Origin of the sequence: Sediminibacterium goheungense, from assembly GCF_004361915.1 — a bacterium.
In the GTDB taxonomy this organism is placed as follows: Bacteria; Bacteroidota; Bacteroidia; order Chitinophagales; family Chitinophagaceae; genus Sediminibacterium; species Sediminibacterium goheungense.
This window is the reverse complement of sequence record NZ_SNWP01000010.1, coordinates 186161-206078: the sequence shown is the minus strand read 5'-3', so window position 1 is coordinate 206078 and position 19918 is coordinate 186161. Positions and strand designations below refer to the sequence as shown.

19 protein-coding genes are annotated in these 19918 nt (G+C 37.1%); 17 read left to right on the top strand and 2 right to left on the bottom strand.

Features of this window, described 5'->3' with window-relative positions; genetic code table 11:
* Positions 1–41 precede the first annotated feature (41 nt).
* The 8 genes from BC659_RS00945 (at position 42) to BC659_RS00905 (ending at position 9700) form a co-directional block, all read left to right on the top strand.
* Positions 42–1685: an ATP-dependent nuclease gene (locus BC659_RS00945; RefSeq protein ID WP_133472709.1), complete on the top strand. Its 1644-nt coding sequence runs from the start codon at positions 42–44 to the stop codon at positions 1683–1685.
* Positions 1660–2838, top strand: coding sequence for a UvrD-helicase domain-containing protein (locus BC659_RS00940; protein ID WP_133472708.1), 1179 nt, complete (start codon positions 1660–1662; stop codon positions 2836–2838). Before BC659_RS00945 ends, BC659_RS00940 begins: the two co-directional genes overlap by 26 nt.
* Positions 2839–3142: 304 nt before the next feature.
* Complete coding sequence (locus tag BC659_RS00935) at positions 3143–4210, top strand: DUF4365 domain-containing protein (RefSeq protein ID WP_211340682.1); 1068 nt, start codon at positions 3143–3145, stop codon at positions 4208–4210.
* A 228-nt stretch (positions 4211–4438) separates the two neighbouring features.
* A complete protein-coding gene (locus tag BC659_RS00930) occupies positions 4439–5455 on the top strand; it encodes a hypothetical protein (RefSeq protein ID WP_133472707.1) in 1017 nt (338 codons plus the stop codon).
* Between the two features lie 649 nt (positions 5456–6104).
* Complete coding sequence (locus BC659_RS00920; RefSeq protein ID WP_281277218.1) at positions 6105–6476, top strand: glyoxalase superfamily protein; 372 nt, start codon at positions 6105–6107, stop codon at positions 6474–6476.
* A 166-nt stretch (positions 6477–6642) separates the two neighbouring features.
* Positions 6643–7080 carry a hypothetical protein gene (locus BC659_RS00915; protein WP_133472705.1) on the top strand — a complete coding sequence of 146 codons (438 nt, stop codon included), beginning with the start codon at positions 6643–6645 and terminating at the stop codon, positions 7078–7080.
* A 327-nt stretch (positions 7081–7407) separates the two neighbouring features.
* On the top strand, positions 7408–8214 hold the full coding sequence (locus tag BC659_RS00910) for an alpha/beta fold hydrolase (protein WP_133472704.1): 807 nt from the start codon (positions 7408–7410) through the stop codon (positions 8212–8214).
* 676 nt (positions 8215–8890) lie between these two features.
* Positions 8891–9700, top strand: a complete 810-nt coding sequence (locus tag BC659_RS00905) for a hypothetical protein (RefSeq protein WP_133472703.1) — start codon at positions 8891–8893, stop codon at positions 9698–9700.
* Between the two features lie 45 nt (positions 9701–9745).
* Here the strand turns inward: BC659_RS00905 and BC659_RS00900 are convergent, their stop codons facing one another.
* A complete protein-coding gene (locus BC659_RS00900) occupies positions 9746–10033 on the bottom strand; it encodes a hypothetical protein (RefSeq protein ID WP_133472702.1) in 288 nt (95 codons plus the stop codon).
* Here BC659_RS00900 and BC659_RS00895 point away from each other — a divergent pair.
* The 5 genes from BC659_RS00895 (at position 10032) to BC659_RS00875 (ending at position 13828) form a co-directional block, all read left to right on the top strand.
* The gene (locus tag BC659_RS00895; protein ID WP_133472701.1) at positions 10032–10403 is read left to right on the top strand and encodes a glyoxalase superfamily protein; all 372 of its coding nucleotides are present in this window, start codon (positions 10032–10034) and stop codon (positions 10401–10403) included. The two genes, BC659_RS00900 and BC659_RS00895, sit on opposite strands and share 2 nt — an antisense overlap.
* 129 nt (positions 10404–10532) lie before the next feature.
* A complete protein-coding gene (locus tag BC659_RS00890; RefSeq protein WP_133472700.1) occupies positions 10533–10784 on the top strand; it encodes a hypothetical protein in 252 nt (83 codons plus the stop codon).
* 1198 nt (positions 10785–11982) lie between these two features.
* Positions 11983–12498, top strand: coding sequence for a bacteriocin fulvocin C-related protein (locus tag BC659_RS00885; RefSeq protein ID WP_162847380.1), 516 nt, complete (start codon positions 11983–11985; stop codon positions 12496–12498).
* Between the two features lie 86 nt (positions 12499–12584).
* On the top strand, positions 12585–13430 hold the full coding sequence (locus BC659_RS00880; RefSeq protein ID WP_133472698.1) for a TlpA family protein disulfide reductase: 846 nt from the start codon (positions 12585–12587) through the stop codon (positions 13428–13430).
* Complete coding sequence (locus tag BC659_RS00875) at positions 13427–13828, top strand: DUF1573 domain-containing protein (RefSeq protein ID WP_133472697.1); 402 nt, start codon at positions 13427–13429, stop codon at positions 13826–13828. The genes BC659_RS00880 and BC659_RS00875 overlap by 4 nt, the downstream gene beginning before the upstream one ends.
* 75 nt (positions 13829–13903) lie before the next feature.
* Here BC659_RS00875 and BC659_RS00870 read toward each other — a convergent pair whose 3' ends face one another.
* Positions 13904–14626 (bottom strand): hypothetical protein, encoded by a 723-nt coding sequence (locus tag BC659_RS00870; RefSeq protein ID WP_133472696.1) that lies wholly within the window; start codon positions 14624–14626, stop codon positions 13904–13906.
* Between the two features lie 842 nt (positions 14627–15468).
* Between BC659_RS00870 and BC659_RS16765 the strand changes: the two genes are divergently transcribed.
* From BC659_RS16765 to BC659_RS00850, 4 genes are all read left to right on the top strand, one after another.
* A complete protein-coding gene (locus BC659_RS16765) occupies positions 15469–16398 on the top strand; it encodes an alpha/beta hydrolase (RefSeq protein ID WP_162847309.1) in 930 nt (309 codons plus the stop codon).
* A gap of 224 nt (positions 16399–16622) precedes the next feature.
* Entirely contained in the window at positions 16623–17546 is a 924-nt protein-coding gene (locus tag BC659_RS00860; protein WP_133472695.1) for a hypothetical protein, read from the top strand.
* A 228-nt stretch (positions 17547–17774) separates the two neighbouring features.
* On the top strand, positions 17775–18476 hold the full coding sequence (locus tag BC659_RS00855) for a DUF4386 domain-containing protein (protein WP_133472694.1): 702 nt from the start codon (positions 17775–17777) through the stop codon (positions 18474–18476).
* Positions 18477–19355: 879 nt separating this feature from the next.
* Positions 19356–19916, top strand: a complete 561-nt coding sequence (locus tag BC659_RS00850; RefSeq protein ID WP_133472693.1) for a helix-turn-helix domain-containing protein — start codon at positions 19356–19358, stop codon at positions 19914–19916.
* Positions 19917–19918: the final 2 nt, after the last annotated feature.

The following is a 19918-nucleotide window of genomic DNA, read 5'->3' as shown; positions in this document are numbered from 1 at the left end:
AACTGTAAAGACCAAGCAACCATCAAAATATCAGACGACAAATGAACATTACCAAAGTCCATATTGAGAATTTTAAAACCTTTAAAGGTTCGTTTAAACTTACTTTGAACAAAGGGGTTAATATTCTTGTGGGCGACAATGAAGCAGGTAAATCCACAATTATTGAAGCCATTCATCTTGCTTTAACAGGTTTGCACAACGGCAAGTATTTGAAAAATGAATTGTCGCAATATGTATTCAATAACGAATTTGTGGCAGAATATATTCAAGGGTTAGGAAAAAGCAATATCGCACAACCATTGCCGAAAATCCTTATTGAAGTTTTTATTGAGGGTGAAGATATTGCAGAATTTGAAGGGGATGGCAATAGTGAGAAAGGAAAAGTTAGCGGATTCTCTTTTAAGGTTGAGTTTGATGAAAATTATCAGAAAGAATATGAAGACTTAGTAAAACTCGGAGGAATAAAAACATTGCCAATAGAATACTATAACGTTTCGTGGTCTAGTTTTTCGAGAGATGAAAATATTACGCCAAGAACAATTCCTATAAAATCGGCTCTAATTGATTCAGCAAGTAACAAACTTCAAAATGGTTCAGATATTTACATTTCTCGAATTGTAAAGGAATTTTTAGAATCAAACGAAATTGTTGAAATATCACAGGCCCACAGAAGAATGAAAGAAACTTTTATGGGTGAAGAAGCAATAAAAAAGATAAATGAGAAGATAAAAACAGCTTCAAAAATTTCAGAAAAAAAAGTTGAACTTTCTGTTGAGCTATCCTCAAAAAATGCTTGGGAAAGTAGTTTAATAACTTACTTGGAAGATGTTCCGTTTCATTACATAGGCAAGGGTGAACAATGTTTGGTAAAAACCAAGTTGGCTTTAGGACACAAAAAGGCAAAAGAAGCGAATGTTATTTTATTAGAAGAACCCGAAAATCATTTGTCATATTCTAAACTAAATCAGCTAATTAGTGACATAAAAAGCGATAGCGGAGAAAAGCAGATTTTGATTTCTACCCATAGCAGTTTTGTTGCGAACAAATTAGGTCTTGAACATTTGGTTTTGCTGAATGACAAGAAAATTGTAAGGCTAAACGAACTTTCATCGGACACATACAAGTTTTTTGAAAAGCTGTCAGGTTATGACACTTTGCGTTTGATCTTATGCAAGAAAGCTATTTTGGTTGAGGGCGATTCTGACGAGTTAGTTGTTCAAAAAGCATTCATGCTTAACAATGACGGCAAACTTCCTATTGAAAAAGGTGTTGATGTAATTTCCGTTGGCACTTCGTTTTTAAGATTTTTAGAAATTGCTGAAAAAATCGGGACAAAAGTTGTTGTTGTTACTGACAATGACGGAAATATTGCAGCCGTTAAAAACAAGTATAAAAATTATTTGGACGATAATGCCAAACAAAACATTAAAATTTGTTTTGATTCAGAAGTTGATTCAGGTGATATGCAAGATTTTAATTACAACACACTTGAACCAAAATTTTTGAAAGCTAATAGCCGTGAATTATTGAACAAGGTTTTTGGGAAGACTTATCAAACCGATGACGAGATACGAAAATATATGAAAGCAAACAAAACCGAATGTGCTTTGAAGATTTTTGAAACACAAGAAAAATTGAATTTTCCTCAATACATATTAGATGCAATCAAATTATACGAACAATAAACTAATCATAGCTGCCGCAGGTTCAGGAAAAACTACTTTTTTGGTAGAGCAAGCCCTAAAACAAAAAGAAGGTAAAGTTCTTATTACTACTTATACACAAGCGAACGAAGCCGAAATAAGAAAGAAAATTGTTGAAAAAAATAAGTGTATCCCTGAAAATGTTACTGTACAAACATGGTTTTCATTTTTGTTGCAGCATGGAGTTAGGCCCTTTCAAGGATTATTGTTTGAAAAGAAAATCAAAGGATTGATTTTAGTAAACAATCAATCGGGATTGAAAGCGTATAGAAATCCTTGTGAAGAATGTAAATCTGAAAAAGTCGTTAAGCCCGATTGTAAGAAATGTAAAAATCCAACCTATTTCGATGAAGAAAGGGAATTTGAACGCCACTATTTTACAAAAGGATTGAAAATTTATTCCGACAAACTATCTAAATTCGTTTTTAGATGCAATCAAAAATCAAATGGGAATGTGATTGATCGAATTTCACGAATTTATTCTCATATTTTCATTGATGAAGTTCAAGACTTAGCAGGTTACGACTTGGAATTACTGAAACTATTTTTTAATTGCAGTTCTACAGTTCAATTAGTTGGTGATCCAAGACAAGGAACATATTCAACGAATAGTGCCCCAAAAAACAAGCAATTCAAGAAGTCATACATAGTAAATTTCTTTACAGATCAAATTGCCAATTTAACAAAAGATGATACTTCGTTAATGATAAATTTCAGGTGTAATAAGCCTATTTGTGACTTGTCAAATAAATTGTTCCCGAATTTTCAAGCAACGGCATCAGGTAATAATAACAAAATAGAACATAGTGGAGTTTTTTTGATCAAAGAGCAAGACATTGAAAATTATCTAAAAAAATTTGCTCCTATTCAACTTCGAGACAGCAAAAGGACTATCGTAAATGAGAATTACAGAGTAATGAATTTTGGTGAATCAAAAGGGTTGTCATTTGACAGAGTTTTAATATATCCGACAGAACCTTTTATTAAATGGCTCAAAGACAGCAATGCAGAGTTAGCGGAAACAAGTCGTTCAAAATTATATGTTGCAATAACAAGAGCAAGACATAGTGTAGCTATAATTTGTAAAAGCAATCTAAATATTGAAGGTATTTCTAACTACACGACAGAGAAATAACTTCAGCCGCTAACAAGGTATTGCCAAAAGCGGGGCTAAACGGATTCAATTCCTTCTTCTCAAGGTCTTGTATTCAAAAGAAGTTTGAATGATAACTTTTGAGCGGTAACTTTTGGAAAGTTCCGAAACTATCCAAAAGTTCATGGTCTCTGTTGTTAATGACGTAAGGGCAGGGGAAACCTGACAGGGGGGCAGCAAATAAGGAATACGGAATAAGAAATAAGAAAATGGGAGGGTATTGCAGAAATGGATTAAAATGATTAAATTTACTAATGTGTGAAATGTCTTTCGTAAATCTCCTTGTATGGTGGATTGGCGAAAGTGGATTTCGGCAATTTACAATTTAGCAGCAATTTTTATGGAGCTTCCAAAATATAATAAAAGCCAAGAGACAGGTGAAATAGGACTTTCAATAGTTAAGAAAACTATTGAAAAGGAACTTAACTGGATTTTTAGGAAAAATCACCAGGAGCATGACTTTGGAATTGATGGCTATATAGATGTAATTGCCGAATGTGGACAAGTAACGGGAAAATCGATAGCTCTACAAATTAAAACTGGGAAATTCTATTTTAGTGAGCCCACAGATTTAGGATGGGTTTATAGAGGACAAATGAGTCATTTGAACTATTATCTGAATCATGAAATTCCTGTCATTATTTTAATAGTAGACGACACGACTGAGGAAATTTATTGGTGTTTATGCGACCCAAATAAAACTGATAAAGCTGGAAAAAGCTGGAAAATTATTGTTCCTTGTAAACAACAATTGACAAAAGCAAGTAAAGAAGAACTTGCCCAATACATAAGTCCCACAATTGATTATGTCTCTCAATTGGAGCATTTTTGGAAAGGCAATAAAATGCTAAAAGAGCATGAAAGAATTATGCTGCTTGTTGCAAAAGATGAAATATTAGAACTTGACTTCGAGAATTTAATAATGGCCTTCGATAGATTCGAGACAAGTGGCGAAGATTTGATAATACATTTGAGAAATAAGGTTGATGTACTTGTTCATGGATATGATGAAGACCCAAGGGAAATAGACCAAATTCCTGAAGTTATGCATTGGGCAAGAGAAGTCTTCAAACAAATCGACAACTGGCCATACTTTTTAACTATGGACAAGGCCGCCCAATTCGTTAAAGTCTTACACATTGCCCATTCCGACTACGTTAGGGCGGGACCAAAGAGAATTGAATATGACACTTCATCTTCTGCACCATTTCTTCAAGCGATGTTTGATAAATTAAATTCATTCTGCGACAGACATGGTATAAGCGACGAAATAAACATTGACATTTGTACAAAATTTATGGACTGTCTAACAGATGGTGATTTTAGCAAGTCGAGGCAAGAAAACCCAGAATAAAACTGCTGCTAACATTGCATTGGCAATATGGTGGGGCGACGAATATATTCTCAGCTTTTTGTTCGCTAATCAGCTTCGGTTTCGGTAGACGAATTACGCCAAACAACAAAATAAACAATGAGTTTTCATATCTTTAATCAGCATCAGTTCTGGGCTGGACGTTCAATGATTGCCGCCACATCGCCAATGCTTCAACGTTGCCTGCTATTTTAAAAGACCCCTCATCATATGGTTGACAGACGAAAATTTAAAGGGACTTCAATTTTTAGAGTTTTCAAAAATCTTATAGAACTGGAACTAAGAGAAATTGAAGATTATCTAAATGAAATCTCAACAGACTTAGCTGACAAACAACAACGGCTTGATGAAGATTATAAGAATGCAAATGCACAAGTTCAGGATGACCCGGAATTTGACCCACACTTCTTTTTTGAAGATGACCTTCATAAATACTTCAAGGTCTTTCCTGTTTACACCTTCAATCCATTATTGTTAACCTTGTATGGACAGTTTGAGACATGGTTAAAAAAACTTTGTGACTTAGACCATAGAAAGGGATTTTCCAAAGTAAAGGTTTCGGATTTAGCTGGAAGTAATTATATCGAAAAGAGCAGAAAGTATATGGAGCTAATTGCAGAAGTGAGTGTTTCTGCTACAGACAAAAATTGGATTAGAATTACAGAAATACAAAAAATAAGAAATTGCATTGCTCACAACAATTCAAACATAGTCAAGAATAGACAAATTGCAATTGAGAAGCAGGAGTTGTATAACATCTTGCTAAACGACAGCAGATTTAACTTCAACAAGGAAAGAGGAGACTTCTATATTAAAGACAAAGAGTTTCTTTTTGAAGTAATAAACTTAATGAAATTGTACTTATTTGATTTGATTGAACAATTGCAAATTCGTAAAGTAATTGCCAAGAATACCACAATGCCATTTGACAATGCTATATGGGGACAGGAAAAGACTGAGACGCTTTTAAAACAAGTAATCTCGTCTTTAGACTTATTTGACAAAAATGAAATCAGAACTGATGAATCTAAAGACACAGACCTCAAAGCAAGCATTAGAGGAACTTTTGAAAGTATGACTTTCAATTTGACGAAACTTTATTCTTTCTTTTCCAGTGGAAAATGGGATGTAGTTGACCAAAAATATATTGTTGATGAAAGGGAAAATGGTCTTAAAAAACTTAAAGGTATTTATGGCATTAAGGACGAAAAACAGCAGGCAACATAAGTTGTAATAGCTACTACTTTATCTGACAGTACAGGATTTTTTGTTGGTTAAGTAGTAGCTAAAGATAGCTCATTTATCTGTTTTTCTTTGGCCAGGTGTTTACTTGTTAAAAACGTTTCCATTGGTGAGCGATAACTTTTGGAAAGTTCCGAAACTTTCCAAAAGTTTCTTATCTCCGTAGAGTGTACTTGTTAAGAGACAGGCGTCGGTGAAGGTTGTTCCAAAAACCGGTTTTTTGAAAAAACTACTCACTCTCTATTTTCAACCGTTTTAAAATAACTGAACGTAAATGCTCCTCATTATTGTTGCCCCAATTACCCAGGGTAGCAATTACAGGAATAAGTGTTTTGCCAAATTCTGAGCGTTAACTTTTTGAGCGTTAACTTTTGGAAAGTTCCGAAACTTTCCAAAAGTTTATTATCTCCGGAGAGTCTACTTATTAAGAGACAGGCGTCGGTGAAGGTTGTTCCAAAAATCGGTTTTTTTGAAAAAAAACTACTCACTCTCTACTTTCAACTGTTTTAAAATAACTGAACGTAAATGTTCTTCATTAGTGAGTAATAACTTTTGGAAAGTTCGGAAACTTTCCAAAAGTTTATGATCTTTATAAACGCTTTTTGGGCTGAATACCTTTCTAAATGAAATCGCCATGAAGTTCATTCCTCTTTTTAAGGTACATGATATGCGAAAAGCATTATATCATTACACGGAAATATTAGATTTTGAGGTAACCTGCCTGGATGATAATGAACACTCACTGGTAGTTGATATCGGACATGGAGGAATGGAGATGCAACTTACCACAATTGAAAATGACAGGCTATATGGTTCAGTCGTTTATGTATTTGTGGACGATGTTGATACGCTCTTTAAAAAATTCCTGGACCGTGGATTGGATATTTCCACAAAATCAGATTCTCCTGTACACCTGGCACCCATCAACCAAACCTGGGGTAGGCGGGAGTTTTATGTAACCGACGATGATGGGAATACACTTCGTTATTGTCAATACATAACCTGAGTGATAACTTTTGGAAAGTTTCGAAACTTTCCAAAAGTTTCTTGTCTCTGTAGAGAGCCTATCGCCAAAGCGATTGGTTGCGAAGTCAGAATGTACCAATTACTCTGGTGCTTTAACGTTGTAGACAAGTAAGACGATACTTCTCAAACCAAAGGGCTTTGAAACTATGAGAACATTTAAACCTTTTATTTCATACTTTATTTTGACAACTTTATTAATGGTGCTTTCTTGTGAAAGCACCCGCAGAACACATTCGCTAAAAACTCAATACAAACAAATTTATCTTGACCAGTTTAAGTTGACATATTTCAGACAACTACTAAAAAAAAGCTATAACAATTCAAATGCTGTTCAAGAAATTATTCAAAACGACAATAGCGGATTTACAGAACCAATTTTAACAGAAGAAGATTATAAAGTTATTGACAGTCTAACAACCATTGATAACCAACACTTGGTTGCTGACTCGACAGACGGTCATCGCAGAGCCGAAGGTGCTCAAGGGAAACGGCCATTAGGGTTTATTATGAATAAACTATCAGGCAAATGGCTGGACAGTTTAGCGAAACAAAGATTGAAATTGAATAGAATTTCAACCTATTGATCGAAGGTCAATTTTTCCTTCTTCGCAGCGTGTGCTTATTAAGAGAGAGGCATTAGTGTGATTTAACTTTTGGAAAGTTTCGAAACTTTCCAAAAGTTCATCCTCTGTTTTATCCTCACCTATCAAAATCCATCCAGGTACCCATACCAATCACCGCCGCCGGTAAACAGTCAGATCTCCGGTATACGAAAATCTATCAGTTTTTGCACTTAACTTTATCAATATATTTCAGTCAGCAGTGGTATATGCAGACGGTATAGGAGTATCCGGCCCCATAAAACCCTGCTCGTGACCCATAAGTAATCTGACTCATCAAATATTCGACACATGAAGAAATGGACAATCATAACAGCCCTAATGCTTTTCGTTCATCAACTTTCGTTTGCACAAAACAACAACAAGACATACATTCTGATTCATGGTGCATGGCATGGGGCCTGGTCCTGGTATAAAGTTGTACCGGAAATGACTAAACAGGGATATAAAGCTATAGCGATAGACCTGCCAGGTCATGGTAATGATACAACCAATCCTGAAATTGTAACATTCAGAATGTATGTTGACAAAGTAAAAGAAGTTGCGAATAGGATCAATGGACAGGTTATTTTAGTTGGACACTCCATGTCGGGGACTGTAATATCACAGGCAGCAGAAGAACTTGGTATAAACAAAGTAAATAAACTGGTTTATCTGGATGCATTCTTGCCGAGAAACGGCGAATCTGTAAGTAAGCTGGCAGGAATGATTTTTCAAACCTTACCCCAAGAAACTGATACGGCAAAGGTTACCTTTGCTAAAGGTATCGTTACTGCACCGAATGGTAAGACAAGAACATTTAAACCAGAAGTTGCTGATGTGGTCTTTTATCATGACTGTACCCCAAAGGACAAAATGATAGCGCATAAAAATTTGTGCAGCCAAGCAGTAGAACCACTTGGTGCCACTGTTTCTGTAACCGATGGTATCTATGGGCAAATTCCGAAGTATTATATTTTGTGTACAGAGGGTAAAGACCTTGACAAAAGTCTATTACCAACAAGGGTTAAATGTGAGAAAGTAATCAAAATAGCTACAAGCCATTCTCCATTTTTCTCACAACCTAAAGAGCTGGTTAAAATATTTACAAGTCTCTGAATGATAACTTTTGGAAAGTTCCAAAACTTTCCAAAAGTTTCTCGTCTCCGAAAGTTGCTAATAACCAAAGCAGGTTTATCACTATCTGGAGCAACTGTGTGTGCATTAACTTCCTTTTGCAAAGAGATCATTATTTCATCAGAAGACGCTGGAAAGATCCTTCCCTTCGAATATACTCAGGGCAGGCTCGCAATTTCCGACTAACGTCGGAATGCTTCCTTCAATACATTCAGGATAAACCTCAGGATGACGCCGTAGATGGGTAATAGATAGCGAGGGTGGCGATTGGCAAAGCCAATCGCCACCCTCGCTATTTGTCTCATTCGATTCCGTCATCCTGAGGAGCGTCACGATCGAAGATCGGGAAACGCGAGCCTGCCCTGAGTATATTCGAAGGGAAGGATCTATGCGAATGAAGGTGAGCGTTAACTTTTGGAAAGTTGCACATCTACAAAAGCTGCTTATAATTAAATCAGGTATATCCTTGCCTTTCAGAGTCTATCCAAGTAATGTACGCTAATCACCGCTGCCGGTAAATATTCGGATTATGAATAACAGTTCCATCAGACAACCGATACGAAAGTGATTATAAACTTTTGGTACAATTAATAATTAGATAAGATTTAGTTAACATATATCAGGATAATAAGCTTGACATTTACTCAAACATCGAAATGTGTCCTTTTTAAAATCTATCTCATATTTCCTGATCATTCTGATAATCTTCCCAACATGTAAAAAACAGGTAAATAAAGAAAATGCATTGTGCGAACAGATCAATAGTGTTATTCCGATAGTTAGGATATATGAAGAAGTGGAAGATAAATTATTTCTGACAGATACTATTCTTGATGGGTCATTTGCTGTTCTTGATGTCAATCTGTTATTGGATGGAGAAAACGCCTATAATCCTTTTAAGATCATTGAATGGGAAGTAGGAAATCTAAAATTTTCTAATACACCTAAAATAAGGCAGCGATTTTCGGTTGGTAGCGTAACTGAAATCACCATTCGTGTATTGTTAAAATACAATCTTGAACAACTTCCTTGCAGAACAGACACTTCTGCAATTTTCATTACTAAAAAATTAGTAGTAAAACCGATAAATACCAGCCGAATCATTGGAACATATACAGGAACAAACCAAGGTGAAAATGAGCCTCCCTTTACAGTTTCAATAAAAGATGAATACAGAAATAATGCATTCTATGGATATTGGATAAAGAATATCAATAAAGGTTGTTATCAAGGATTAATTCCTTCATCACAAGAACTTATAAAACCTGGTGTACAAATGACCGCCGGATACATCGGTGCAACATTTAGAGAGCCAGGGGAAAACTGTGGTTGCATAAATGTTTCAGGAAGTTTGGTTCTGCAGGGAAACAAAATCATCATTGATTATCGTTATGCCAATGAACTTGAATACGGTGCAATCAATAATCCCACCTACTACAATAAAAAATTTATAGGCTTCAAAAACTAAGTTGCTCATCTCCGAAACCTGCCTATCATTAAATCAGTTTTATCCTCACCTATCAAAGCCCATCCAAGTACCCATACCAATCACCGCCGCAGGTAAATATTCGGCTTTATTAGTAACAGTTCCATCAAACAGCTTAAAAGACAGTGCTACGGTAACCATTAGCACCGTATCGGGTTGTAGGGTAGTCGTTTCAAAAAACAGATCCTGGGCAGGCAGGTGTTTTTCTGAGAAATCGATGAGCGATAACTTTTGGAAAGTTCCTAAACTTTCCAAAAGTTTATGATCTTTATAAACACTTTTTGGGCTGATTACCTTTCTAAATAAAATTGTCATGAAGTTTATTCCCCTTTTTAAGGTACATGATATGCGAAAAGCATTACATCATTACACGGAAATATTGGATTTTGTGGTAACCTGCCCGGATGATAATGAACACTCACTGGTAGTTGATATCGGACACGAAAGAATGGAGATGCAACTTACCACAATTGAAAATGACAGGCTATATGGTTCAGTCGTTTATGTATTTGTGGAAGATGTTGATGCGCTCTTTAAAAAATTCCTGGACCGTGGATTGGATATTTCCACAAAATCAGATTCTCCTGTACACCTGGCACCCATCAACCAAACATGGGGTAGGCGGGAGTTTTATGTAACCGACGATGATGGAAATACACTTCGTTATTGTCAATACATAACCTGATTTTATTCCGACTCGCTATTCACTTTCGAAAAATCCCGAAACTTTCCAAAAATTTCTCGTCCTCTTATCCTTTTCGAATTCGGTACTTTTGTAATCAGGGTAATAAAACTAATGGTATAAAACTTTTGTATGAATGAATTTCAGGGACAAATAAAAGAGCTGTCTAAATTAATTCATAATTGGAATCTGATTAATGTTGCTTCAAAGTCACAACTAGACGACTTTTCTGTCAAATTACTAAATGCTTTGCATGGAAGTGGAAATGGCGAAAAAATTAAACGAATTATTGAAAGTGAGTTATGCATAACTTATGGGCTATATAATAATGAATTCGACGCAGATATTCTAGCGGAACAAATAATGCAATGGCAAAACAAATAAATGGAAATAAAAGTTCCTTCTTCGTAGGTTCTTTCATACAAAAGTTTCTCGTCAGTCTAATCACAGGGCATACACTGTTTTAGTATTTAACTATGCGGGTGCTGTGTTGTTGCTCTAAGTAAAACCCTGATCATAAGCGAATTAGGTAAGGGTGTTTTTTAGTGGGAAATGGCGTTTTTGGGGTAGTTGTTTTCGAAAATTTTCTAATGCTCAACGGTCATCAGTACTACTTCGAAAGCTCCGTTAACGATTGAGCGTTAACTTTTGGAAAGTTCCGAAACTTTCCAAAAGTTTCTCGTCTCCGCAAGCTGCTAATAGCCAAAGCAGGTTTATTACTATCAGGAGCATCTGTGTGTGCATTAACTTCCTTTTGCAAAGAGATCATTATTTCATCAGAAGAGGCTGGAAAGATCCTTCGTCGCAATTTCCGACTAAAGTCGGAATGCTCCTCAGGATGACGACTTTGGTCGGGTGAAAAAAGAGGGGGCGATTGGCAAAGCCAATCGCCCCCTCGCTGTCTGTCTCATTCGATTCCGTCATCCTGAGGAGCGTCACGATCGAAGATCGGGAAACGCGACGAAGGATCTATGCGAATGAAGGTGAGCGTTAACTTTTGGAAAGTTCCGAAACTTTCCAAAAGTTTCTCGTCTCCGAAAGTTGCGTATAGTCAAAGCAGTTTTATCCTTACCTATTAAAGTCCATCCAAGTACCCATACCAATTACTGCCGCAGGTAAATATTTGTAGCTTTTAATAATATTCGCATTAGATAATCGATACGAGCGTGCTAAAAAAATATCAATAACATGTATGGTTACATGGCAGTTTGAGCTATAGTAATGATATATTTTTTAAAAACCACCCTATTTGTAGCTATTTAGCTATTTGAATCATGGCTAAATTTTGAAATTGATGTAATATAATTACTACTGCGAAAAAACACAGTTTTTTCCGCATGTTTTACTCTCTACTTTTAAAAAATTATTGTTCAATTTTAAAAATCTATCTGTTATGAAATCTAATCCTGCATTTAACTTATTGAAGTTTTTTATCAACAACAAATTGCTGTTTTGTTGTTTGCTGCTATGTTTTTCATGTAGTAAATCTTCTGATGCCCCAGATGCAACAACTGCTACAAATCAGTATCAAGCAAAATTAAAAGCTTTACAAAGTTAGAAAAATGAAGGTTCAAAAAAAGTAATCTACTCGCTTTTCTCTTCTACGGAAAAACTAAAATTTTGGCAAGATCATTTTATCCACGCATCGAAACAGGCAACGGTTAAATCTGATGAGCAAAAAATCTCTTTGATTACTGAATTATCCTCTTATTTAAATAACCGTGTTTTTGAAGATAATTCTGATGTGCAAAATATTTTTTTGGCATACAACCTACCCGCCTGGATGAAAAAAGCAGAAACGGTCTTTAATAAGAGGGAATTATCTGATTTACTACTAAGCAACTTCCAGGAATCTAATCCTCAGGCTGAAACTACCATTAAAACAAAAGTAGATTTCATGCCCGAAGATCCAGTTGATTGTTTTTGTCATGTTGGTAATACCGGATATTCTTGTAAACAACTACAAATTGGTTTCCCATCTGGTGTTACCCAGGTTTATGGTATGTGCGAAGAGGGTAATCGAGTATGTAAATCGTCAAACCGGGGATGTGGTTTCTTATGGCTGGAAAAATGTAACGGTTCTCATTGTAATTATTAAGTATTTATAAAAATAATATCAGATCTTAATTAATAAGATCTGATATTATTAATTACTACTAAATATTGGAACAGTAAATAATTAGCATGAGAAATAGAAAACAAATATTAGCCTATATTATTTTAACGTTAGTTCATTCGGTAGTTTGCTTACTGGCAGGAGCTTTAGGATGGTTAAACCAAATAATCATTGTTCAAGCTGTAAGTGTTATTATTCCTTTTCTGGCCTATAAAAAGGTTTTTGCGAATGCTTTTTCATCATTTTTAACTACGGTTCCTTTTTTCTGTGTATTTATACCAGCCAGTATTTATTTGAAATCAGTAGAGACATACCCGATTTGGATATCAGGAATAATTTTATCGGTTTTAGTATGTCTCTTATTGAAAACATCAGTTAAGTCAATTATTATATTTTCTCTTTTTCTAATTGTTATTCTTATTTCTAGCGTTTGGCTTATGCCTAATTATTTGGCAAAACAGGGACAGCGAGTGGATTTGTCAATGTATAAGTTAGATGACCTCAAAATTGTAGATGCTAATGATAGTGTCATACAATTAAATAGAAGTCGTGGGAAAATACTAATTGTGGATATATGGTTTACTGCTTGTGCCCCATGTATCAGGCAGTTTCCGGATTTAGAGAGAGTAAAGAATGAGTTTAAAAATGATACAAATATTCGTGTAATTGCTTTGAATATACCGTTAAAACAAAGTGACGATCGTGAACAGGCGAGGAGACAAACCAGTAAATATTCCTTTGAAAAACTTTACTTTCAATACCCTGAAGAAGTTGATAAGCTATCGCTGAAATCCTTTCCGGTAACACTTGTCTTTGATAAAAATCTGCGCTGTGTGTATGCGGGTGATTTATTGATAAATCCCTTGGTGTATGTTGATAATATTTATTCGTTAATTAAAAAATCTAAACAATGATAAGGTTCTTGTTGCATATTCTTTTGTTTATTTCCTTGGGTGCTTGCACCGTAGAAAATAAAAAGAGTCCTAAGGTTTTAGTTAAGGAACAGGTTAAAAATATAGGTACAATCTCAATCTCTGATACGACGAAGGTTGATTTTCGAATATATAACGTTGGAGGTGCGATACTAAAAATTGATTCTGTTTCGGCATCCTGCGAATGTACAGTTCCCAATTTCGTTAAAAGAAATATTGCGCCTAATGATTCAGCAGATTTGACAGTTTCTTTCGCTCCATTAGCCGGTGGCGATTTTGAAAAGGCTATCGTTTTGAAATCAAATATTGATAGTGTTTTTACCATCTTAAAATTTCGTGGTACCGTTAAAGATGAAAATCATAATAAAAATCAACATTAAATATAACGAGAGTAAGACTTTTGGAAAGTTTAGGGACTTTCCAAAAGCTTGCTTATAATTAAATCAGTTTTATCCTCACCTATCAAAGTCCATCCAAGTACCCATGCCAATCACTGCTGCAGGTAAATATTCGGCTTTATTAATAACAGTTCCATTAAACAACTTAAAAGAGAGTGCTACGGTAACCATCAGCACCGTGTCGGGTTGTAGGGTAGTAGTTTCAAAAAACAGATCCTGGGCAGGCAGGTGATTTTCCGAGAAATCGATGCGGCGTTGTTCCTCTGCAAAAAAGTATGCCTCCGGTTTACCGAACGGTAAGCTCTGCACCATTATTTTCATATCCACCGAAGCCGCCCGCATCGGTTTCCTGATTTGCTTTGCCGGGTCAAAAGCAGGCAGCTGTATATGCAGCCGCCCATCCTGCACACCCCTGATATTGATGGAAACAAATAAAAAATCTCTCAGATCCGCCCCCGGATTTAACTGGAAGGGAGGGAGAAAATTTTGTCCCAGCACCCAGTTTGTTTGGGCATGGCTAAGCTTATAATGTTTATACACCCAGCCCCTGAAAAGATTCATCGATTTAAAAGGAAAGGGCAGGGTAGCCTGTAAGGTATAAGCAGCCGAGGTAGCGGTGCGGGAGCAAATACCAAAAAGTACGGCTGCCGGTTTACGGGCAGCATGGGTTTGTTTTTTCCTGGCAATCGGGAATGCCCTTACAAACTGTTTACCATTTATCTGGTAATAAATAACAGGACCTACACGTCCGCTCAGTCCTTTGTCGGTGAGTTTCGCCATAACATAGGTTTATAAGTGTATCAGGGTAAACAGGTGCCGGCAGCTGCCGTGGGGGGGAGGTAATACGAACTCTAATATACAAATTTCCATATATAAAAACAATCCTTAACTAAAATGGGTATTGTATTCCGGTTTTCTTCCTGTAAAGTACAGTGCGAAAACAGTCTAACAACAGGGCATAACACTGTTTTAGTGTTGAACTGTGTTGATGCTGTGTTGTTGATGTGTTGTTGCTCTGAGTAAAACCCTGATAATAAGCGAATTAGGTAAGGGTGTTTTTTAGTGGAAAATGGTTGTTTTTTGGGGTGGTTATTTTCGAAAATTTTCTAATTCTCAACGGTCCTCAATGCCACATCGAAACCTCCGTTATCGCCTGTTTACTACGGTGATATTCCTGACCTCATTTTTACGGAGTATGTTCACCGCAGAGAACGAGAGGGCGCTGAGTTTACGCAGAGGGAGTCTACTATTAATAATGAATCCCGAATTACCCTGCGAAATCTCTGCGTTCCCTCGTTCTCTGCGGTGAATCAAAAAAATCCTTCCCTGAGTGTAGCCGAAGGGTAAGATCTTTGGAAATGGATGGTTATTTCTTCTTTGCAGAGTCTACTTGTTAATCAAGAAGTTCGGCGCATCGTTTCCTGAGGCTCCAAGGGATGTTAGGTGTTACAAAGCCAGGACGTATGAATTACTTTGAAGTTTACTACTTCACTACTGACGAAAAGTATTTTGAAGGAATATTTTACGGTAACTTCAGTTGCAGTACTTCGGTTGAGTTTTGTATGATATACTATCCATAAACCAACTTTTACATTACCAGACATTTTAATTGACATTTCAATATGAAAAAGAATATTTTACTTATCCTGATGACTTTCTCATTGATCTCTACATATGGTCAGAGAACCGAGACGGTGTATTTGAATGCTAAAGACAGCAGTACAAATATGTATATAGCCGTTATACCGGAAAACCAGCAGCTAAAATCGTTGCTGGTTTTATTGGATGGATTTGGAAATTCTCCAAAAGATGTTTTGTTTCAAACAGCTATCCCCAGATATGCCTCGCAACAAGGCATCTTAACGATTATCCCAATTTTAAAAACAGGTGCTCAATATTTTGGAAGTGATGCAGCTTCTCAACAATCACTAAAAGAAATAATCAGTCTGGCAGTAGCCAGGTATCAGTTAAAGGGAAAAAATCTATATATAGGTGGCTTTTCTATTGGCGGAACCTGTGCGGTAAAATATGCAGTGTTATCTGTGCAGCATAATTATGCAATAAAACCCAAAGCCGTTTTTGCAATTGACCCGCCACTTGATTGGGAGCGTTACTATAAGGCCGCCAGAAGGGTTGTTAGGTTATCAGATGCCGCAAAAGTAAATGGAGAGGTATTTTATATGATCGACAGAATACAAAAAGAAATGAAAGGAACGCCTGAAACCGCATTGAAAAATTTTTATGAACATTCCCCTTATTCATATTCTGATACCACGCAAAAAGCGGTTAAAAATTTAATTAAAACGCCCATCATGCTTATATCAGAACCCGATATCCAGTGGTGGTTAAAAGAAAGGGGATACGACTATACTTATAATAATATTACAGACCATGCTGCCATGATTAACGAGTTGCAGAGACTGGGTAATAAGAAAGCTGTTTTAGTAACAACAGCGGGTAAGGGATATAGAAAACCTGATAATATGCGACATCCCCATTCCTGGAGCATTGCAGATCCTGTACAGATACTAAAATGGCTGCAATCGCAGTAAAAAACTGCTGAATCCTTTTTTTTTCAAAAGGCTGGCATTGCATAACATGCATTAGGGTACTACATCAGTTGTTTGTGCATAAACCATACGCTAACCGGTGTTGCATATTTCACTTTAATATCCGTAATTTTAAGAGGCTTCTGCAGCTGAAATGGTACGGCGAGGATTTTAACCTATCAACCGGTTACAAAAGGATCGGTAATTTTAAAATGACACTCTTCACAATGAAAAATACATGCTTACTTGTTTTCCTGCTTTGTGCACAAGTTGCTTTTGGGCAAACAGCAAAACATATCAAAATCCCCGCTACAAAATGCAGCATCATTCCGCCAGATGGTTTTGTAGCAGCAACAGCTTTCAGTGGTTTTCAGAGTGCGGCAACGGGCGCTTCCATTATGGTGAATGAACTTCCTGGACCCTATGAACCTGTAGCAGATGGTTTTACTGCAGAAGCTTTACGATCAAGAGGGATGACATTGGTAAAGAAGCAAGTCATAGACTTTAATGGCTCAAAAGCTACTTTGGTACAGCTTACACAACCTGCCAACGGGGTAATTTATCATAAACAAATATTGGTCTTTGGCGATTCAAAAAATACTGTTTTGGTAAATGGTATTTATCCTGAAGCATCAAAAAATATAGAACCACAGATTAAGGATGCTATATTATCGATCGTGTATAACAATGAACAAAAGGAGAATCCACTGGAGGCGGCCACATTTACCATTGATACAAAAGAATCTGAATTCCAGCTTATCAGGAATATGTCGGGCACTTTGATTTATTCTACCGATGGAAAAATTCCGACTGAAAAACCAACCTTACTTGTTGGTAATTCTATTGCAAAAGTTTCACCTCCAAATCAAAAGCTATACGCAGAAGAAAGGCTTAAAAAGCTTCCTCGTGGTGAACAAAGTATCATCAAAGAAATCAATCCGATTAGGATCGACAATGTAAACGGGTATGAAATTGTTGCCAACGGAAAAACCAAAGATGATAAAACTGAATTAGTATACCAGGTAATGCTCTTTAATGAAAACGGGGATTATTATATCATGATCGGGCAGGCCAAAGAAGATTTTGATAAGTACCTGGAAAGTTTCAGAAAGATTACAAAGACGTTTAAGCGTAAACAGGAGCATTACTGAAATTTATGTTTTGAAAGTTTTCAGACTTCATGATGATGGAGTATGTTCACCGCAGAGAACGAGAGGACGCTGAGTTTACGCAGAGGGGAGTCTACTATTAATAATGAATCCCGAATTACCCTGCGTAACCCCTGCGTTCCCTCGTTCTCTGCGGTGAAAAACATATATGGCCAGCAACCTAAAAGCAATACCTTAGACCATTATGTAACCCATATTTAACCAACTGAAATGATTTCAAACAAAAACCTTGCACGCATTGCCGGACTCTTTTACCTGATAGTTATTGCTACAGGGTTATTTGCAGAGATAGCTGTGCGGCAGGCATTCAAAGTTTCAGGAGATGCTTTGGCTACCGCAAATAATATTCAAAAGTCTGAAATGCTTTTTCGATTGGGGATTGCGGCAGATATCGTGAATTTTGTTTGTGGCTTGCCATGTGTGTTGATTGTTTATTTTTTATTCAAACGCATAAACAAGTTTTTACTTCAGCTTGCGCTAGTATTTGTGATCATTCAAACGGCAATCATAGCTGTTAATCTTTTGAACCAGACCTCACCCTTGCTAATATTGGGTAATGACGCTTACCTGCAATCATTTCAACCCAATCAACTTGCCGGCCTTTCACAATTATCACTGAATATTCAGGCTGTAGGTTATGCAATCGGTCTGGTATTTTTTGGGGTGTATTGTTTGCTGGTAGGCTTTGTTGTTTACAAATCTAAACTGGTGCCTAAATTTCTGGGAATACTGTATGCTGTTTCAGGAGTCGGATACCTGATCAACAGTTTCACCATGCTGCTATCCAAAGGATTTGAAAACCCTGTTTTTTCCTATGTTGCTATCCCGATTTTTATCGGAGAATTAGCATTTAGTTTGTGGTTATTGATTAAAGGAATTGAGAGCACGGAAGTTTTTAACCCTAATGAATAAGATAACAGGAAGTGTTCTGCGTGTCTCAGAGATGCTGCTGAGAACGAAAAAGATCCTTCCCTTCGTTATGCTCAGGGCAGGCTCGCGCTTCCCGATCTTCGATCGTGACGTTCCTCAGGATGACGGAATTGAATGATAAAAAGAGAGATGGGCGATTGGCAAAGCCAATTGCCCATCTCTCTTCCCCCCCGACCAACGGTGTCATCCTGAGGAGCATTCCGACGTATGTCGGAAATTGCAAGCCTGCCCTGAGCATAACGAAGGGAAGGATCTTTATGACTGGGAGGGTATTATGACTTCATCAATATAAAGAACATTCCAACGTATGTCGGAAATTGCAAGCCTGCCCTGAGCATAGTCGAAGGGAAGGATCTTTATGACTGGGAGGGTATTATATTTTGTCAGTAAAACTATTTGATACACTCTGGATGTTCAACCAGCAGTATCGCTTGTTTCTTGGAGACACTGCTGAGAACGAAAAGATCCTTCGTCGCGCTTCCCGATCTTCGATCGTGACGCTCCTCAGGATGACGGAATTGAATGATAAAAAAGAGAGGGGGCGATTGGCAAAGCCAATCGCCCCCTCTCTTTTCCCGCCACCGACGGTGTCATCCTGAGGAGCATTCCGAAGTATGTCGGAAATTGTAAGCCTGCCCTGAGCATCTCCGAAGGGAAGGCTCTTTGTGAATAAGAGAATTCACAGCAGCGTCTCCATCCATACCCTGGCCCTGCTGATGAACCCTGCGAAATCTCTGCGTTCTCATGTTCTCTGCGGTGAAAAAATCTCCCTCACAATTCCCTGCAACTATTTAAATTAAAATCCCGAAAACACAATTTTGCCTGTATTATTGCTCCAATAAATAACAGGAATACACCACCATGCATCCGGGAAAGAAAATTGCTGAAATAAGAAAACAGAAAGGATTTACACAGGAAGAACTGGCTGATCGCTCACAAATCACCGTTCGTACCATTCAGCGAATGGAAGCAGGTGCCAATACCCCACAAAGTTTTACCCTGAAAGCCATTGCCAAAGCACTGGAGGTAGATTATGAAATGCTGCTCAGTCGGGAGGAGCCCGCTGTGCAAGCCGCCACCGGGGATATCCGTCATTTCATGATCCTCTTCAATATTTCCTGTTTCAGTTATATCGTGGTTCCATGGGTACATTGCTTGGTACCGATGTACATCCTCAAAAAAAGAAAAGGATTACCTGCCGAAGCTGTACAGTACTGCCGCACTATCATCAGGCGACAGGTGTACTGGGTCATTTTTCTGCACCTGGCATTGCTGTGTGTTTTGGGTTATAATTATATACTGGTATCGGTAAGGGGAAGCAAAGAGGGAGCCATTGCTTATATCTGGCCTTTTCTGTTGATGTATTTTACCAATGCGCTTATTATTCTCTTACAACACCGGAAGATCCGGACAACTTTCTAACG

What these genes read in the sequence shown, in the direction of transcription:
- BC659_RS00860 (WP_133472695.1), top strand. Translation starts at nt 16,623, where the DNA reads ATGAAAAATACATGCTTACTTGTTTTCCTGCTTTGTGCACAAGTTGCT.
- BC659_RS00890 (WP_133472700.1), top strand. Translation starts at nt 10,533, where the DNA reads ATGAATGAATTTCAGGGACAAATAAAAGAGCTGTCTAAATTAATTCAT.
- BC659_RS00945 (WP_133472709.1), top strand. Translation starts at nt 42, where the DNA reads ATGAACATTACCAAAGTCCATATTGAGAATTTTAAAACCTTTAAAGGT.
- BC659_RS00850 (WP_133472693.1), top strand. Translation starts at nt 19,356, where the DNA reads ATGCATCCGGGAAAGAAAATTGCTGAAATAAGAAAACAGAAAGGATTT.
- BC659_RS00940 (WP_133472708.1), top strand. Translation starts at nt 1,660, where the DNA reads ATGCAATCAAATTATACGAACAATAAACTAATCATAGCTGCCGCAGGT.
- BC659_RS00855 (WP_133472694.1), top strand. Translation starts at nt 17,775, where the DNA reads ATGATTTCAAACAAAAACCTTGCACGCATTGCCGGACTCTTTTACCTG.
- BC659_RS00930 (WP_133472707.1), top strand. Translation starts at nt 4,439, where the DNA reads ATGGTTGACAGACGAAAATTTAAAGGGACTTCAATTTTTAGAGTTTTC.
- BC659_RS00895 (WP_133472701.1), top strand. Translation starts at nt 10,032, where the DNA reads ATGAAGTTTATTCCCCTTTTTAAGGTACATGATATGCGAAAAGCATTA.
- BC659_RS00870 (WP_133472696.1), bottom strand. Translation starts at nt 14,626, where the DNA reads ATGGCGAAACTCACCGACAAAGGACTGAGCGGACGTGTAGGTCCTGTT.
- BC659_RS00910 (WP_133472704.1), top strand. Translation starts at nt 7,408, where the DNA reads ATGAAGAAATGGACAATCATAACAGCCCTAATGCTTTTCGTTCATCAA.
- BC659_RS00920 (WP_281277218.1), top strand. Translation starts at nt 6,105, where the DNA reads ATGAAGTTCATTCCTCTTTTTAAGGTACATGATATGCGAAAAGCATTA.
- BC659_RS00880 (WP_133472698.1), top strand. Translation starts at nt 12,585, where the DNA reads ATGAGAAATAGAAAACAAATATTAGCCTATATTATTTTAACGTTAGTT.
- BC659_RS00900 (WP_133472702.1), bottom strand. Translation starts at nt 10,033, where the DNA reads ATGACAATTTTATTTAGAAAGGTAATCAGCCCAAAAAGTGTTTATAAA.
- BC659_RS00875 (WP_133472697.1), top strand. Translation starts at nt 13,427, where the DNA reads ATGATAAGGTTCTTGTTGCATATTCTTTTGTTTATTTCCTTGGGTGCT.
- BC659_RS00935 (WP_211340682.1), top strand. Translation starts at nt 3,143, where the DNA reads ATGGTGGATTGGCGAAAGTGGATTTCGGCAATTTACAATTTAGCAGCA.
- BC659_RS00915 (WP_133472705.1), top strand. Translation starts at nt 6,643, where the DNA reads ATGAGAACATTTAAACCTTTTATTTCATACTTTATTTTGACAACTTTA.
- BC659_RS16765 (WP_162847309.1), top strand. Translation starts at nt 15,469, where the DNA reads ATGAAAAAGAATATTTTACTTATCCTGATGACTTTCTCATTGATCTCT.